Origin of the sequence: Lysobacter sp. Root690 (assembly GCF_001427785.1) — a bacterium.
Lineage (GTDB): Bacteria > Pseudomonadota > Gammaproteobacteria > Xanthomonadales > Xanthomonadaceae > Lysobacter.
Genome location: NZ_LMHM01000017.1, coordinates 292,378 through 309,924 on the forward strand (window position 1 = coordinate 292,378; position 17,547 = coordinate 309,924).

Here is a 17,547-nt window from a genome sequence, read left to right on the forward strand (position 1 = left end):
CACCAAGATCGCCCAGCCCCTCGCCCGCGGCACCCGGCAAAACCCCATCGCCGCCACTCATCGCGGCCGTATCCACGCCATCGTTACGTTCCTCGTTCATGCCGCTTCCCGCACAAGCACCGCGTCCTGCGCCGGCGCGGCGACGCCGCGTTCGCGCATCAAGCGGGTGGCGAACTCGCGCACGCGCGCGGCCTGCTCGCGGGTCAGCGAGGCTTCGTCGCAGGTGAAGGCGAAATCGAGTTCGCCGGCATACCCAGACATCAGCACCGCGGTGGTCGAACGCCACGGCAGGCGCGCGGTCGGGCTGAACACCGTCTCCACGCGGAAACCCTGGTACTGCTGCTGAATCTCGATCCGGCCGATGTTGGACAAGGTGGTGTCGAATTGGTCCAGGTCGGAACGGCGCTCGGCGATGAACTGTCCGAAGATCGAATGCAGCATTTCCAGCCCGATGAAATATTCATGCACGTTGCGGGTCAGGCGTTCGACCCGCTGATTGAGCCGGGTCTTGAACGCGCGCGCCTGCTCCCAGAAACCGGCGTCGTCGATCTGTTCGGGCGCGGTGCCGGTGTCGAGCGCGACGATCGTGCCCGGCGCGGCCGAGAACAGACCGTCGGGGCGGATCAGCGGCAGGAACTTGCGGATGTCGACCGGCGAGAACACCTTGCCGTTCGCGCTGGCGCCCTTGACGCTGCGGAAGGCCAGCGAGAACGCCACCGCGAGCGCGGCGAACAAGGTCACGCCCTCGGCGCGCGCGCGCGCGGCCAGCGCGGCGGTGTCTTCGCGCGACAACTTCCAGTGCAGCACGTAGAACTCGCCCTGCGGCACCGGCTTGCGCTTGCGGCGCAATGAAAAGAACAAGCGGAACGCGAGCGCCTTCCACGCCGCCTTGCGCCGGATGCGGCGGTCGCCGAGGATTTCCGCCGGAAGAATGTCTTCCAGGCCGTTGAAGCCGCTCAGGCGGCCGATGTCGAGTTCCGGGCGTTCGCACAACGCCAGCGTCTCGCGCAGCAGGGTCATCATCGACATGCCGTCGCAGATCACATGATGGCAGACGATCAGCAGTTCGCCGACCGGCTCGCCGTGCGAGTCGTCGCCGTGGATCCACACCGCGCGCATCAGCGGCGCGCGTTCGCTGGCGAAGCGGGTTTCGCGTTCGATGTGCGATTGGTGCTGCCAGTCCTCGTCGCTCTTGCGTTCGACCAGTCGCAGCGGGATCGGCGCGGGATCGTCCTCGAGCACGACGAACGGCGGGTCGCCGTCCTCGATCGAACACCGCAGCATCGGGTGCTTGAGCTGGATCCGGTCGAGCGCGTGCCGCAGCCGCGCCGGATCCAGGCGGCCGCGGATGCGCGCGGCCTGGACGATGGTGAAGGTGGTGTCGCGATCGACGTACATGACGCGCTCGCAGAGCATCATTTTGCGTTTCATCGTGGACTCTGCAGGAATGGGGGAGTGGTGCCGGCGAGGCGGTAACCCGCCTCGCCGTTGCCGCCGCGTCGCGGCGGATGACGCATGCGCCGCGACGATCAGCAGTCCGGGATCACCGCGCCGTTGTTGTCGCGCGCTTCGTCGTTGCCCCAGCGGCTGAGGTAATACGCCGATACCCAGGCACCGGCCGGGCCGACGTCGAGATCGGTCTTGAGCCAGTAGTGGTTGTAGCTGCTGCCCGAACGCACTTCCTCGCCCCAGGCCTTGCAGTAGACGTAGTTGGTGCCCTGGTACAAGGTGCCGACGGGGGTCAGCGTCGACGGCCACTTGTAACCGGTGGCGTTGGCGAAGGTGTCGACCCAGTACTTGCCCGGCGGGTTAGGCGGCGTGCCGCCGCCGTTGATCAGGCCGTAGTAGTTCGACCACGGGAAGTACTTGCCGGGGTCGTAGCGGTTCTCGTTGCCGGTCAGCATGCCGTGGCCCTTGACCCGCACGCTGTCGGGGACCAGGTGATAGGTGTCGTACCCAGGCCCGCTCCACGCGCTGGCGCAATTCACACCACGCCGCGCGCAGATACTCTTGGTCAGGCGCGCCGAGGCGTTGACCATCGCCGCCGACCAGTTGCCGGCGTCGGCGGCGCGGCCGTCGTGCTCGATGCCGACCGTGTAGTAGTTGTGGTTCTTCGCGTGCCAGGCCTGATGGTACTCACGCACCATCTGGGTGATCTGGCCGTCGGACTTGCGGATCAGGTAATGCGCCGACACTTGCGCGCTGGGGTTCTGGAACCACGAGATCGAGCCCGCGTAGGAGCCTTCCATCGTGTGCAGGATGACCGCGCTCGTCGCATTGGAGGCGGTGCTGTAGTTGCTGGAGCTGGCGGGGTTCCAGATCGCCTCGCCGAAGTCGACCGCCTTGATGCCGACGTCGGTGGACGGCGCGGCCTTGGTCGCGGGCGCGGACAGATCGGTGGCGAGCGCGCGGTTGAGCTGCACGCTGTCGTCGCCGGCGTTCATCAGCAAGGCCGGCGCGCGCAGCTTCTGCAGTTGGCCTGCGTCGAAGGCGCGTTCGAGCTTGAGCGGCTGCGCTTCGATCTTGATGCCTTGCTGGTCGACGCCGTGCTGCAAGGTCTGCAGCACGCCGTAGGCGAAGCTCTGGCGTGCATAGTCGGCGATGCCGCCGTTGCCCGCGCCGTAACCGGCATAGCGCGCGAGCACCGGAGCGAGTTGCTCGGTCTGGGCGAGCGCGCGGCTGCGTTGGTCCGGCGCGGTGGCGGCGAGCGCGCGATCGAGCAGCGCGGCGGCGGCGAGGATGTTGCTTTCCGGCTCGTCGATGACCTGCCGCGCGCTGCGGCCGATCAAGCGAGCGCCGTCGCCGACCTGATCGGCGAAACCGCCGCCGTGGTACAGGCCCATGACGCCGTAGGAACGCGGCATGTGCAGGTCGTGCGGGTTCTGCGCCGGGTCGGGGCGTACATGCACCCAGCTGGTTTCGGCGTAGGCGATGGCTTCCAGCGCGCCGGCGGGCAGGTTCGGGTAACGCGCGTAGGCGCGACGGAAGTACTCGGGATACGACGCGCGTTGCGCTTGCGCGAGCACCAGCGCGTTGGTCTTGTCCAGTTGCAGGCGCAGCGCGTCGAGCCGGGTGCTTTCGCTTGCGTCGGCCACGGCCACGGTCAACAGCAACGAGCAGCCCAGGGCTGCGGCGAGAGAGTGAAGATGCATCGAACGATCTCCTTCGTACGCGGCCGCGATAAAGCCGCGCGGTTACAAGGCAAGCATGGATCCCGTCCGTTCATTGTCGTGAGCGAGGTGGCGCGTTACGTGATCCGTTACCGGAAACCGCGGTGAGATGACAGACCGATTTGTGCCCGCGTTTCCATATCCGAGGTTTGATCGCGGGGTGTGGTGCGATTCACGCGGATGAATGGGTCGAAGCGCTGGAATCGGAAATCGGGAGTAGGGAATCGGAAAGCTTTGGAAACGGGACAACGAAAAAGGCGGCCATTTGGCCGCCTTCGGGAGTCGATTCGATTCACGGTGATTTGTCATCGCATTGCAACGGCGCTTGGCTACATCGTCTGCGATACAGACTGATGTCGTTCGTCGCGCGAACCGATCGCCGACTTGGCGACGCAATGCAATCGCGATCGGACTACCAGCAGTCTTCCAGCATCCGCGGCTTGCACGCCATGCGTCCGCCGATCACCAGAATCACCAGACAAGCGCCGAGCATCGCAAACGGCCACACCCAGCCGTGGCTGAGTTCGTGCAGCCAGCCGAACGCGAGCGGGCCCAGGCAGCTGATGGTGTAACCCAGGCCCTGCATGAAACCCGACAGCGCGGCCGAACCGGCCGGCGAGCGCGTGCGCAGATTGATCAGGGTCAACGCCAGCGGGAAGGTGCTCGGGCCCAGGCCGATCAGGCCGACCCAGACGTAGGTGCCGTGCATCGGCGCCAGCAGCAGGCCGGTGAAGCCGCCGAGGTAAGCCAACACGCACACCAGCACGATCGGAAACGGATTGGCCACCCGCACCGCCAGCGCCGGCATGCACAGCGCGCTGATCATGCCCAGGGTCGAGAACAGCGCGACCATGCTGCCGCCCAGCGCGGGGCTGCCGCCGGCTTCGATCAGCAACTTGGGCAACCAGGTGAACATCGAATAGGTGATCAACGAGGTCATGCCGAACATCAGCGCCATGCCCCAGGCCACCGGCGAGCGCCACACGCGGCCGCGCGGCGCGCTGGCGGCGAGTTCGGGCGCGGCGTCGTCGGCATGCACGGCGCTGTCGTGGGTGCGGGCGAGTTCGCGTGCCGGTTCGGAGCGGCCGCGCGCTTCCATCCACAGCACCGCCAGCCACGGCAGCGCGGCGGCGACCGCGACCAGCGACCACGACCCCAGCGACACGCGCCAGCCCGAGGCCTGCATCAACGGCACCGCGGCCAGCGCGGGCAGGATCGTGCCCAGTTGCAGCACGGTGATGTAGGCGGTGCTGACGGTGCCGACGCGATCGGCGAAATAGCGTTTGACCAGCGGCGGCAGCACCACGTTGCCGATGCCCATGCCGGCCAGGGCGAATGCGTTGGCGAGCAACAACTGCAGTGTGTCGCCGACGAAGGCGCGCGCGAGCAGGCCCAGCGCGGCCATCGCCATCGCCAGCAGCGCCGCGCGCTCCAGGCCGATGCGATGGGCCAGCGCTGGGGTCGCCACGCCGAACAGCGCGAACGCGGCGGTCGGAACCATGCCGAACACGCCGGTCATGGTCGCGCCGAAATGGAATTCCCGGCCCAGCGCATCCAGCAGCGGAGTCAGCGAGGTGACCGCGGTGCGCAAGGTGAACGCCGACAACACGATGCCGGCGAGCACCCAGGCGCGGCCCTGCCAGAGCGGGCGGGCGAGGGACGAGGGGGCGGTGCTGACACTCATGCGGTTACGGATTCACAAGGGGGAGGCGAGATACGCCCGGACCGCGCGAGGCGGGGGCGTCGCGCGCAAGGGGCGGATCGATGGCGCCGCTGCGCGGATCGCGCGGGCTGATGGGGCCTGCACAGTGTGCGCAGAGCGGGCTGAAGGCGCCAGGGGCGACGCGGCAACAGTCAGTTGCGGGAGCAAGAGGGCTATTGCGGCAAAGCCTAGGGTGCGAGGCTGGCAACTTCGCCGCATGCTGCGCTTTGCTCGGCGCGGCTTTCACGCCGTAGTTGCCGCGTGGTGGTCTCCGCTCCGTTTCGGCGCAGCTGAATATCCATGGGCTTCACCGCGGCATGACGCTGAAGTCTCTGGATCCCCGCCTTCGCGGGGATGACGAGCAAAAGCGGGGGCTCATGCCCATCCAATCGCGACACGACCCTCAAGACGTCATTCCCGCGAAGGCGGGCTCCGCTCTATCTTCGGCGGAGCCGAACATCCAGGGCCTTTCGTGCGAGAACGCTTGAAGTCACTGGATTCCCGCTTTCGCGGGAATGACGAGCAAAAGCGGCGACAGAGCATTTTGTCGGGCTCCGTCGCGGGAATGAAAGCACAAAAAAAACGGCTGCCGTCGCGAACGATTGGCAGCCGTTATTTTTTTTGAACTACGAACTACGAACTACGAACTACGAACTACCGAATCCCGAATCCAAAATCCCGGCTCAACCAAAATACGGCCGCTCCACCGTAAATAACAACCGCTTGGCGCCCTCGCGCCACGCCTGCGGACACCGCTCGCCCAGCACGATCGCCGCGGTGCTGTAAGCCAGCCCACGCGAACGCGCGGTGACCGGCCCGAGCGCGCGTTCGGCGTCGGCGCTGCTCGCGCCGCGCTTCACCGCGTCGAAGAACGCGGCGATCTTCGCCGCTTCGCGCGGGTCCGATTGCAGCGCCAGTTCGCGCAGGCGCGGGTTGTCGTCGTGTTCGCGCGTGGCCAGGGCCAGGGCGGTCCAGGCGCTGACGTCGTTCATGCCCTCGTGCGGCGCCAGCTTGAGCGCTTCGGCCACGGCCTCGCGCGGAGCGCCGTCGGACGCGGCGACCAGGCGCAGCATCTGCGCGCGCAACTCCGCATCGCCCTGCGCGATACGCAAGGCCGACTGCAGATCGCCGCGCTTGAGCGAGGTGTAGGCCGAGTACGGCGACTGCGGCGGCAGCTTGCCCTGTTCGACCGTCATCAGCCGTTCGAACTGGGCCGAGCTGACGTTGGCGCCGAGGTCGACCGCCGCCTCGCCGCCGATCGCGCGCTGGGTGCGGGCGATTTCCAGCGCGACCCATTCGCCGACCTGCGGCATCTTCGCCGCCTGCTGCAACAACGGCAGCGCGCTGGTCCATTGCGCATGCTCGGCGCGCGAATAACCCGAGGCCAAGGCGAACCAGCCGTTGTCGGGCCAGCGCGCATGGCCGGCGTGAAAAGCCCGGGTCTGGGCATCGTCATCGGTGTCGCAACGCGCCGCGACATAGTGCAGATCGCCCGATTGCGGCGACTGCTCGGCCAGCGCGCGGTGGCGTTCGCACACCCGGGCATAGTCCGGCGTGCCCCAGGCGGCGTCCTGTTCGGCGCGCAGGGCGACGACCTCGGCCGGCGCGCGACGCAGGCGCTGCGCGATCAGCTCGGCGAAATCCTTGCGCTTGCCGGCGAGCGACAGCCAGGTCGAGAGGTACTGCGAATCGCCGGCATCCCAGCGCGCGTGCGTGGCCGCGATTTCGGCCTGACGTTCCTCGCCATCGACCAGATCCATCTGGTACACCGGCGACAGATCGGCGTAGCCCATCAACACCGTGCGGCTGCCGCCTTCGCCCTTGGTGCTGATCTGCTTCGGCGGCTCTTCGAAGACGTGGTCGGCCGAGGTCGTGGTCCAGCGCGGCGCGCCGAGCTTGCGTTCGGGCACTTCGGCGCGCGATCCGTACACCGCGGTCCATTCCACCAGCGGCGCGGCACCGGCGATGTTGTAGACGAAGTGCGCACTGGTGCCGCCGGCGTCGCTGTCAAACTCTTCGACCGAAGCGCCGTCGGCGGTCGAGGTGACCACGTGGTGGCGACCCTCGCCGGGCAGTTCGAAGGTGAGATGTTGCAACGGCCCGACCTCGACCGTGGTGTCGTCGACCCGCACCTTCATCGCCTGCGCGAGGCCGTTGATCACGGTGATCTTGGCCATGCCCAGCGAGGCGCCGAAGAACAGCACCGTGCCGACGATGCCGCCGGCCGCGCCGACCCGCGCCAGCGCCGGCACGAAGCCGTCGGCGGTCTGGAAGCGATCCCACCAGCCCAGCTTGGTCTGCAGGCGGCGGTTGCCGTTGGGCAGCAGGCGCGCGTAATGCGAGGGCGCGGCGGCGGCCGTGTCGGGACGCGCGACGGGCGTTTCGACGACCGCTTCATCCGACGGCGCATGAGTGAGCGCGGCCTCGCTGGCTCCTGCTTCGCCCATCGTGCCCTCGCCCAGCGTGATCGCAGCCGCCGCGGGCCGATCGAACCGCGAGCGCTCGAACGTGGCCGGCTCAGGCTCGCCGTTCGCCCGTGCATGCAGACGCTGCGCGACGTCGTTCTCGGTTGCCAGCAGGCTTTCCAGCGCCGCGTTGCGCAGCGCCGACAGCGGACCGGTGGTGCCGCGCACCCAGTTGTCGATCGCCTTCAGCCACGGGTCGATGTTTTCCTGGCTCGCCGGCGGCAGGGTGAACGCGCCCATCGCCTCGGCCCAGTCGTCGACGCCGAGTTTCTCGGCGATGCGCCAGTCCAGCTTCACCTGCGCGGCGTGTTCGTGCAGCTCGCGCAACACGCCGTGCAATTCATTGGCCGAGCGTATCAATCGGGTGAGTTCGCTCGACGAGACCTTGCGGTCGGCGGTCACCACCTCGTAGGTGTTGACGAACAACGCGTTGGCATCGAGCACGTTGGCGCAGCTGTGATCGGCGTAATGCAGCACCGCCAGCTGGCCGCGCAGGAACTCTTCCCACGGCCCGCCGAGCGCGCGCGCGGCGGCGAGGTGGACGCTGCGGCAGCGACGGTCGTGTTCGCGCACGTCCTTGCGCAGCGGCGCGAGTTCGGCGTCGAGTTCCTCGATCACCTTCGGCAATTGCTTGGCCGGCAATTCGGCGCCGCGCCAGCGCAGCATGCCGCCGGGCGCGCGCAGGTGACCCTGGCGCATGGCTTCCAGAATGCCGCGTTCGGATTCCAGCTCGCGCAGACGCTCCAGGCTCTGGCCGTGCGATTCCGGATACAGCCCGGCCAGGTGCTCGCCCAGGTCGGTGCCGGCGGCAATGCCGTAGTACAGCTCGCCGGGCTGTTCGCATTCGCGCACGATCGAACGGCCCAGATAGGTGCCGCGGAAGCGGCGGTCCAGGGCAAGGTCGGCGTAATCGCTTTGCAGATGCCGCAGCGATTCTTCGATCGGCACGAACGGCAGCGGATCGGGCGTGTCGATCATCTCGCGCGACATGCGCTGCTTGAGCGCCTGCGGATCGCGCAACAGCGACAGCGCCGGACGCGGGTCGATATCGCAGGCGATGTAGACGCGCTTGATGTTGTGTTCGCGATCGCTGTTGGCCGGATGGGTCGACCACATCTGCGGCGGCTGCGCCATCTCGTTGCGGAATACGCGGTGGCGGTCGCGGTCCTGCGCCGGCAGTTGCGGCGGCTCGCCGTATTCGGCGTCGGCGAACACGCTGCGCAGGTTTTCGATGATCCGGGTCTGGATCGCGAACAGGTCGACGACCGGGCGCTTGTTGGCATATTCGCGGTTGGCGAAGTTCAAGCTGCGGTCCCAGGCATCGTCGGCCGCGCCGAGGCGGTGCAGGGCATGCACCAGCGCGTCGCTGCCGGTCAGCGACGCGGCGACCAGGTCGGCCTGGTATTCCATCTCGCGCGACAGCGCGCGCTGGGCAAGCACCACCACCCGGAACACGATTTCCACCAGCGAGCGGATCGACCACACGATCAGCGACAGCAGCCAGCCGATCCAGGCCACGCGCAGATCGAAGCGCGACAGTCCGCGCAGGAAATCGTCGAACGCATCGCGCTTGGCGATGATGTGCGCGGCGATCTGCTGGGCGATGTAGACCCAGCGTCCGACCGCCATCGTGCGCTGGGCGAAATGGCCGAATTCGTGCGCGAGCACGGCCTTGAGTTCGCCCAGGTTGAGCACGTTGACCAGGGCCAGGCCGATTTCCAGGTTCTTCTTCGACGGCACGATCAGATTGGCCAGCGACAGGTCGTAGAACACCCCGGCGTTGACCCGCGGCGACAGGAACACCCGGTGCGGGCGCGGCGCGCCGGCTTCGTCGGCCAGACGGTGCAGGAACGCGAACAGCTCGGGCTGCTCGGCCGGCTTGAGTTCCATGTCCTGCGCGTCCTTGCCGCCGCGCTTGGTGAAGATCAGCGCCTTGGCCATGAACACGCACAGGAACGCGGCGCAGATGCCGGCGACGGCGGCGAGCACGACGTTGTCGGTGCTGCCGCGCACGATGCCGGCGAGCAGCCGGTACGCGGTCCAGCCGAACCAGCCCAGCAGGGCGAAGTAGATCGACACGAAGGCCAGCAGGCCGGCCATCGCCAGCCAGGCGTGACGCTTGTAGGCGGCACTGGGTGCAGTCAATTGCGCGGGCACGGACGCGGGTCCGGCCGGATACATCGTTTCCATGATTTCCCCTGTGCGAAGGCGCACCCGCTCGCGGGCGGCCCGTTCGATGATCGGCGGTCGCCCCATTGCCGGCCGCCATGGTTATTCTGCGCCGATTTTTGTGATCTAGTCATCACTCTTGGCGGGGTTTTTCGAAGCGCGCCAGCCCAGAGGACGAGACCGTCGCGACGGCCCGGGCCGGTTCGATCCCGCCCGATTCGGCATGATTCGGCCTGATCAGGCGAGCGGCCGGCGCCGCCCTGTATCGTGACGGCTTGACCAAACCACGCCGGCCCGCGGTCGCCCGAAGCGGCCGGCGGCGCACGGCCCGGAGACCACGAACGCGATGGATGCAGCACAGCCCAAGGACGACGACATCGGTGCGACAGCGGAGGCGATGGCAGCGCCGCATGCGCTGGCGCCGTTGCCGTATCACCAGGCCCTGGTCGCGCATTTCAAGCGCGCCGAACCCGAGGTCTGGGCCTGGGCCTCGTCGCTGAGCGTGCAAACCCAGCACGCCCAGGAACTGCGCACCGAACTGCTGCGCAAGACCTATCGGCTGACCCCGGCTTCGCATCCGCAAGTGCATGCGCTGTGCGGCGAGGTGCTCGCGCGCCTGGGCATCGAAGCCAACGTCACCCTGTACCAGGCCGGCGACGGCGCGATGGGCGCGAGCCTGTGGTCCCTGCCCGGTGAGGCGCACGTGGTTCTGGCCGGCGCGGTGCTCGAACGCCTCGACGAGATCGAACTGAGCGCGCTACTCGGTCACGAACTCGCCCACTACAAACTGTGGACTCTCGACGGCGGCGATTACCACACCGCCCAGCGCATCCTCGACCACTGCATGGCCGATCCGCAGGCCGCGAGCAGCCACGCCGAAAGCGCGCGCCGCTATAGCCTGCATACCGAGATTTTCGCCGACCGCGGCGCCGCGGTCGCGGCGCAGGCGGCGCTGCCGGCGGTCGCGATCCTGGTCAAGGTGCATACCGGGCTGGGCAATGTCGATCCGACCGCGTACCTGGGCCAGGCCGAGGAAGTCGAACGCGACGATCCGCGCCACAGCCGCGGCGAAACCCACCCGGAGGCGTATCTGCGCGCACAGGCGGTCGATCGCTGGTGGCGCCGCGCGGCCGATACCGACAGCTGGCTGCGCCGGCGTTTGCAGGGGCCGTTGTCGTTCGATCGGCTCGACTTGCTCGATCAGGTCGAACTGCGCGCACTGACCCGGCGCTTCATCGCGCGCCTGCTGGCGATGCCGGCATTGAATTCCGAAGCCGCGCAACAACAGGCGCGCGGCTACTTTCCCGACTGGAGTGGCGAGGAACCCGCGGCCGATGACGAAGCGCTCGCGCCCGATCGCATCGACGACAGTGTGTACGGCTATCTGCGCAGCGTGATGCTCGACTTCGCGTTAATCGACGCCGATCAACGCGAGGCGACACTGCTGGAAACCGCGCGTCTGGCCGCGCGCATTGGCGGCCGCGCCGAATTCCTGGCTGCGCTCAAGCGCGACGCCGGCCTGGGCAAGCGCGAACTCGACAAGCTGGTGCGTCGGCTCGATCAGGAGAGCGCGGCATGAATGCGCCGGCAGTGACGCCCGACGGCGCGACACCCACCCCGATCGATCCGACCCGCATCGACGGCGACACCCTGCGCGCGGTGATCGCGGCCCAGCGCGGCGCGGGCCTCGCCACCGACGACGTGCTGTTCCTGGCCTTGCCGCTGCTGCGCGCGGTCGCGCAACTGCATGCGCATGGCCGGGTCGCCGCGCTCAACGCCGACGACATCGTGTATGCCGCCGACACCGGACTAGGCCTGCGCGCGTCCGAAGGGCGCCTGCCGACGCTCGACATCGAACGCTTGCGCAAAGTCCAGCCGCCGCCGGGATCGACCCTAAACATCGTCGGCGAACTGCGCGTCACCCAGGACGCCGCCCACGGCAGCAGTCTGGAAAACCTGCATACCCAGCACGATCCGGCGCAGCCGATCGAACGCCCGTTGTACCTGCCGGGTTATCGCTGCTGGGAACTCGCGCTCGGCCATCACGACGAAATCGGCGACATCTTCCAACTCGGGCAAGTGCTTGCCAGCCTCGCCTGCGGTCTGGATTTCGACGACACCGACGATCTGGATCTGTTCGCCGCGCAACGCCAGAACCTGTTCCGGATCAACCCGCGTCTGAATCCGGTGCTGGCCGCGATCATCGTCGAGATGACCGCGTTGAACCGGCACGAGCGCGCGACCGATCTGGCCGAACTGGTGCAACGCCTGCAGACGTACCGCGACCAGCCGATGGGGCTGGATGTCGAACGCGTGCTGTCGGATGCGAAGGGTCACAGCCCGCGCCGTATCGCGGTGCTCTCGCATCTGCGCGATCGTTTGTTCGATCTGTCGCGGCGCAATCGCCTGCTGCAATTCCGCGCGACCCAGGCCAGCGTCAACCTGACGATCGCCAGCGTGCCGATCGTGCTGCAGCTCGGCAGCATCCGGCCCGAGCAGCTATGCACCTGGAGCGGCGAGTTCGCCGACGAGGTGATCGCCGGCAAACCGGTGAGCCTGCACCGCTGGCTGCGTTTCGACGATCAGCCGTACCTGCCGGCGGCGCTGGATCGTATCGCCCAGGAAACCCGCCGCGACCGCGCCGAGTTCGGTTTCAGCCATCTGCGTCTGGTCGTGGCCTTCCTGCGCTGGCACAACCTCAAGGAAGACCCCGAGCAGCGCTTCGTTTCGCCGTTGCTGTGGCTGCCGGTCGAGCTGGTGCGCAAGAAGGGCGTGCGCGACCAGTACGTGATCCAGTGCGAGGACGGCGAGGCCGAATTCAACCCGGCCCTGCGCCATTACCTGCGCCAGCTCTACGACATCCAGTTGCCCGAAACCGTCGACCTGCAGAAGGTCTCGATCGAGTCGATCCACGCCGACCTCGCCGCGCAGATCCGCGCGTCCGAGCCCGGGGTGGAACTGCGCCTGCAGAGCAAGCCGGCGATCGAACTGATCCGGCGCAAGGCGGTGCAGCGTCTGCAGCAGTATCAGCGCCGCAGCGGCGGGCGGATCAGGCCCGACGCGCAGCGTCCGGATTTCAGTTACGAGCGCGAGGATTACCGCCCACTCGGCCTGGCCCTGTTCCGCCAGCGCGTGCAACCCAGCCCGCTGCCGTTGCGCGCCGCGGTCGGCGCCGCGCCGATTCCGGAGCCGCAGCGCATGAGCGCGAGCAGCGATGAAATCGAGCACACCACCTACGCGCTGCAGGACGACACCGGCCACGCCTACGCCTGGGATTTCGACTTGACCCAGGTCACTCTGGCCAATTTCAACTACAAGAAAATGTCGCTGGTACGCGATTACGCGCAGTTGATCGAGGACGATCCGACCTCGGCCGACGCGGCGCGCGGCGGCTTCGATCGGATCTTCTCGATCGAGCCGCGCGAGGTCGATGTCGCGCCGCCGGCGCCGGTCGCGCCGGACCAGCAATGGAACGTCGTCGCCAGCGACGCGACCCAGAACGCGGCGGTCGCGCTGGCGCGCGGCGGCCGCAGCTTCATCATCCAGGGGCCGCCCGGCACCGGTAAATCGCAGACCATCACCAACCTGATCGCCGATTACGCCGGCCGCGGCCAGCGCGTATTGTTCGTATGCGAGAAGCGCGCCGCGCTCGATGTGGTGTTCCATCGCCTCAAGCAGGCCGGCCTGGACGAACTGTGCTGCCTGATCCACGACTCGCAGACCGACAAGAAAGCCTTCGTCCACGATCTGCGCAATTGCTACGAACGCTGGATCGCCCAGGCGCATCAACACGATTCGCTGACTCAGGCGCGCGCGGCGGTGCACGAGGCGCTGGCCGCGCAGCTCGGCCAGATCGAGCGTTACGAAAACGGCATGGCCGCGATTCCGCAGCGATTAGGCGCCAGCGTGCGCGCACTGCTGCGGCGCGCGGCGGAGTTGCCTGCGCCGGTCGAGTTGGGCGCGCGCGAGCGCGAGCAACTGCCCGACTACGCCTTGTGGGAGCGCGAGCGTGGCGCACGCGAAGGCCTGCAGGCCTTGCTGCGCGAACGCTACGGCAACGACCGGCTGGCCGCACATCCGTTCGCGCGTCTGTCGGCGCGGCTGTTAGGCGGTGAGCGCGCTTACGCCGACACCGAGGCAGTGCTGGCAGATTGCAATGAACAGGTCGATCGGCTCGATGCGGCCTTCGACGACGATCGCAGCCTGCTGACCCAAGAGACCACGCTCGCCGATGCGGCCACCTTGACCTCGATGGCGCGCAAGCTCGACGACGCGCGTCTGGCGGCCCACCCTGACCTGCTCGATTCGGCCTCGGCCGCGAGCACCCAACTGCGCCAGGACAGCGAAGCCTTCGAGCAACTCGAACGCCGCCGCGCCGAAGCCGGCAAGCACACCGTGCATTGGAAGGTGTCGTTCTCCGAGCAGGACACGCAAGCCGCGTTGGCGATCGCGCGCAGCGAAGAGCGCTCGCCGCTGCGTTGGATCAAGCCATCGTGGTGGCGATTGCGCGGGACGATGGCGCGCAGCTACGACTTCAGTCAGCACGCGGTCCGGCCCAGCTTGGTCCAGGTGCTGGAAGCGCAGGCCGCGCATCAACACGCCGCCAACGAGTGCGTCGCGTTCGAAGAACAGATGCGCGCGCGCCTGGATACGCCGGCATTGAGCCCGTTCCTGCAGACGCTACAGCTTTGGCGCAATGCGCTGCCGACCTCGCCGATCCTGCGTCGCCTGCACGAACACCTGCTGGCCATGCTCGATCCGGTGGCCTACGCGCAACGTGAAGCCGGTTTCGCCGGGGCCGCGGCTCGTCTGCAGGAGATCGCCCAGACCTCGCTGGATCTTCCGGACACGCTGAGCCTCGGCGAGTTCGCCGAATGGACCCGCGACCTGCGCGAAAGCCTTGACGACTTGCCCGACGCGCTGCCGCCGCTGCGCGCAATGCACGCCGCCGGCCAGGCCTATGCGCGCGCGCTGCAGCAACTCGACCTCGCGCCAGCGCAACTGGATGGCGTGATCCTCGACGAGTCGCTGGCGCGGCTGCATCGCGAACAACCCGAACTCGCCCGCTTCGATGCGCGCGCCCTGGCCGACGCCGCGCACCGCGCCGCGCGCGCCGAACGCGAGCTGTTGCAGCGCAATGCCGGGGTGGTGCGCGCGACCCTGCATCGCCAATTCCTTGAACGTGTGCGTCAGTCCTCGCTGTCGGCGAGCCAGCTCGACGCCGACGGCAAGCTGTTCAAGAAGCGCTACGCCACCGGCCGGCGCGAACTCGAACACGAATTCGGCAAGAGCATGCGCTATCGCTCGATCCGCGAACTGGCCGGCGGCGACACCGGTCTGGTCGTCAACGACCTCAAGCCGATCTGGCTGATGAGCCCACTGTCGGTGTCCGACACCCTGCCGCTCAGCGCCGACCTGTTCGACGTGGTGATCTTCGACGAAGCCAGCCAGATCCCGACCGAGGAAGCCGTGCCGGCGCTGAGCCGCGCGCCGCAAGTGGTGGTGGTCGGCGACGAAATGCAGTTGCCGCCGACCAGCTTCTTCTCCGCGGCCGGCGATGACGACGACAATGCGATCGTCGCCGAGCAAGACGGCGAACGCATCGCGATCAACCTCGACGCCGACAGCCTGCTCAACCAGGCCGCGCGCAATCTGCCGGCGACCTTGTTGGCCTGGCATTACCGCAGCCGCCACGAAGCGTTGATCAGCTTCTCCAACGCCGCGTTCTACGACGGCCGCCTGATCACCATTCCCGATCGCGGCCTGGACACGCGCGGCGAGCAGTCGCTGGCCTTGCGCGCGGCCGATGAGAAGGCCGCCGCTACCGGCGTCGACGCTTTGCTCGCCAGACCGTTGAGCCATCACCGCATCGAAGACGGCGTTTACGCGAACCGCTGCAATCTAGCCGAAGCGCGCTACATCGCCGGACTGGTGCGCGAACTGCTGCGGCGCGACAGCGGCCTGAGCCTGGGCGTAGTCGCGTTCTCCGAAGCGCAGCAGGGCGAGATCGAATCGGCGCTGGAAGCGCTGGCCGCACAGGATGCCGACTTCGCCGCGCGGCTGGAGCGCGAATACCTGCGCGAAGACGAAGACCAGTTCAACGGCTTGTTCGTCAAGAACCTGGAGAACGTGCAGGGCGACGAACGCGACGTGATCCTGCTGAGCATCTGCTATGCGCCCGGCGCCGACGGACGCATGCTGATGAACTTCGGCCCGATCAATCAGCGCGGCGGCGAGAAGCGGCTCAACGTGATCTTCAGCCGCGCGCGCCATCGCATGGCGGTGGTGACCACGATCCGCGCCGAGCAGATCACCAACACCCACAACGACGGCGCGGCTGCGTTGCGCGCGTTCCTCGCGTTCGCCGAAGCCAGCGCGCGCGGTGAGGCCGAACGTTCGCAGAGCGTTCTGGGCGCCTTGAATCCCGGTGCCGAGCGCGCGTTCTCCAGCGTCGCGCGCGCAGACGCCGCGCGCACGAGTCTGGCCAAGGCGCTGCGCGAACGTGGGCATATCGTCCACGAGCATGTCGGCCGCTCGCAGTTCCGCTGCGACCTGGCGATCGTCGATCCGGCCGGTGAGGGCTATGCGCTCGCGATTCTGCTCGATCCACCCGATGCCGCGGCGGCCGACGTGCGCGAGCGCTACGTGTTCCGTCCTGGCATCCTGCGTGCGTTCGGCTGGCGGGTGATTGATCTGCCGGCCGCGGACTGGCTGCGCAATCCGCATGCGGCGATCGAACGTATCGAAGCAGCTTTGGCCGTCGATGAGGCCGACGAGGATGCGGTGGCCGACGCCACGAAGCCGGCCGAATCGATCGCCGAATCGGCGCCGCAACCCGAACCGATCGCACCCGTTCCCACATCTGCCCCGTCGGCCTTGCGCGAATTCGTGTTGCAGCAGGGTGGTTCGCACAAGTTCTGGCGAATCGGCCGGGTCGACGGCGAAATGACCGTGGTGTTCGGTCGCGTCGGCACGCGCGGACAGACCTTGATCAAGAGTTTCGACACGCCCGAGCGGGCCGAGCGCGAGATCGTCAAGCTGGTCGAGGAAAAGCTGCGCAAGGGCTATGTCGAAAGCGTTGCCTGATCGCTCGGTCGGTTGCAGGGGTGACTGCGTGGAACGCACCGATCCGCTAATGCGCCGCCGTCCGGCTTGATGCCGGCGGCGGCCGGCCGCATCGTGTGGGTTCACATCAACGCCACACGCGGAGCCGATCCATGAGCCAGTCCCCCGATTCGTCCACGCCGCGGATCAAGATCGATTTCGTCTCCGACGTGGTCTGCCCGTGGTGCGCGGTCGGCCTGAATTCGTTGGAGCAGGCTATCGCCCGGGTCGGCGACGCGGTCGAGGTCGAGCTGCATTTCCAGCCGTTCGAACTCAATCCGCAGATGGCACCGGAAGGCGAGAACATCGACGAGCACCTGGCGCACAAATACGGCCTGGGCGCTCAGCAACTGGCGCAGAACCGCGAGGCCTTGCGCGAGCGCGGCGCCGCGGTCGGTTTCCAGTTCAATGCGCGCGATCGCATCTACAACACCTTCGACGCGCATCGCCTGCTGCACTGGGCCGCGGCCGAAGGCGCGGCCCAGGAGCGCACGCTCAAGCACGCGCTGCTCAAGGCTTATTTCACCGATGGCCGCGACATCTCCCAACATGACGTGCTGGCCGCCGTCGCGGGCGAAACCGGCCTCGATGCCGATCGCGCGCGCTCGCTGCTGGCCTCGGACGAATACGCCGACGCCGTGCGCGAGCAGGAGCGGTTCTATCAGAGCCAGGGTATCCGCGCGGTACCGTCGGTCATCATCAACGACCGTCATCTGATCCAGGGCGGCCAACCGGCGGAGCAGTTCGAGGCGGCGATACGGCAGATTGCCGGTTTGGCGCCGGGTGGGTGATTGCCTTGTGGGCAACGGCTGCATGATGGCGATGGGAATCGAGGATTCGGATTCAAACTAAAAACTAAAAACTAAAAACTAAAAACTAAGAACTAAGAACTAAGAACTAAGAACTAAGAACTAAGAACTAAGAACTAAGAACTAAG

7 protein-coding genes are annotated in these 17,547 nt (G+C 67.4%); 3 read left to right on the plus strand and 4 right to left on the minus strand.

Going from position 1 to position 17,547, the window contains the following annotated elements; genetic code table 11:
• Positions 1-96 precede the first annotated feature (96 nt).
• The 4 genes from ASD86_RS21870 to ASD86_RS26200 all read right to left on the minus strand — a co-directional run bounded on the left by ASD86_RS21870 (position 97) and on the right by ASD86_RS26200 (position 9,527).
• Positions 97-1,431, minus strand: coding sequence for a condensation domain-containing protein (locus ASD86_RS21870; protein ID WP_056115808.1), 1,335 nt, complete (start codon positions 1,429-1,431; stop codon positions 97-99).
• A gap of 98 nt (positions 1,432-1,529) precedes the next feature.
• On the minus strand, positions 1,530-3,152 hold the full coding sequence (locus tag ASD86_RS27025) for a peptidoglycan recognition family protein (protein ID WP_157477007.1): 1,623 nt from the start codon (positions 3,150-3,152) through the stop codon (positions 1,530-1,532).
• A gap of 430 nt (positions 3,153-3,582) precedes the next feature.
• Positions 3,583-4,854, minus strand: coding sequence for an MFS transporter (locus ASD86_RS21880; protein ID WP_056115812.1), 1,272 nt, complete (start codon positions 4,852-4,854; stop codon positions 3,583-3,585).
• Between the two features lie 701 nt (positions 4,855-5,555).
• A complete protein-coding gene (locus tag ASD86_RS26200) occupies positions 5,556-9,527 on the minus strand; it encodes a M48 family metallopeptidase (protein ID WP_162253722.1) in 3,972 nt (1,323 codons plus the stop codon).
• Positions 9,528-9,852: 325 nt separating this feature from the next.
• Between ASD86_RS26200 and ASD86_RS21890 the strand changes: the two genes are divergently transcribed.
• The 3 genes from ASD86_RS21890 to ASD86_RS21900 all read left to right on the plus strand — a co-directional run bounded on the left by ASD86_RS21890 (position 9,853) and on the right by ASD86_RS21900 (position 17,401).
• Positions 9,853-11,085 carry a M48 family metalloprotease gene (locus tag ASD86_RS21890; protein ID WP_200957287.1) on the plus strand — a complete coding sequence of 411 codons (1,233 nt, stop codon included), beginning with the start codon at positions 9,853-9,855 and terminating at the stop codon, positions 11,083-11,085.
• Positions 11,082-16,592, plus strand: coding sequence for an AAA domain-containing protein (locus ASD86_RS21895; protein WP_056115818.1), 5,511 nt, complete (start codon positions 11,082-11,084; stop codon positions 16,590-16,592). The genes ASD86_RS21890 and ASD86_RS21895 overlap by 4 nt, the downstream gene beginning before the upstream one ends.
• 131 nt (positions 16,593-16,723) lie before the next feature.
• A complete protein-coding gene (locus ASD86_RS21900) occupies positions 16,724-17,401 on the plus strand; it encodes a DsbA family oxidoreductase (protein WP_056115819.1) in 678 nt (225 codons plus the stop codon).
• Positions 17,402-17,547 lie beyond the last annotated feature (146 nt).

Excerpts from the sequence above, each read along its gene's own strand:
- ASD86_RS21870 (WP_056115808.1), bottom strand. The coding sequence starts at position 1,431 with ATGAAACGCAAAATGATGCTCTGCGAGCGCGTCATGTACGTCGATCGC.
- ASD86_RS21880 (WP_056115812.1), bottom strand. The coding sequence starts at position 4,854 with ATGAGTGTCAGCACCGCCCCCTCGTCCCTCGCCCGCCCGCTCTGGCAG.
- ASD86_RS27025 (WP_157477007.1), bottom strand. The coding sequence starts at position 3,152 with ATGCATCTTCACTCTCTCGCCGCAGCCCTGGGCTGCTCGTTGCTGTTG.
- ASD86_RS21900 (WP_056115819.1), top strand. The coding sequence starts at position 16,724 with ATGAGCCAGTCCCCCGATTCGTCCACGCCGCGGATCAAGATCGATTTC.
- ASD86_RS21890 (WP_200957287.1), top strand. The coding sequence starts at position 9,853 with ATGGATGCAGCACAGCCCAAGGACGACGACATCGGTGCGACAGCGGAG.
- ASD86_RS21895 (WP_056115818.1), top strand. The coding sequence starts at position 11,082 with ATGAATGCGCCGGCAGTGACGCCCGACGGCGCGACACCCACCCCGATC.
- ASD86_RS26200 (WP_162253722.1), bottom strand. The coding sequence starts at position 9,527 with ATGGAAACGATGTATCCGGCCGGACCCGCGTCCGTGCCCGCGCAATTG.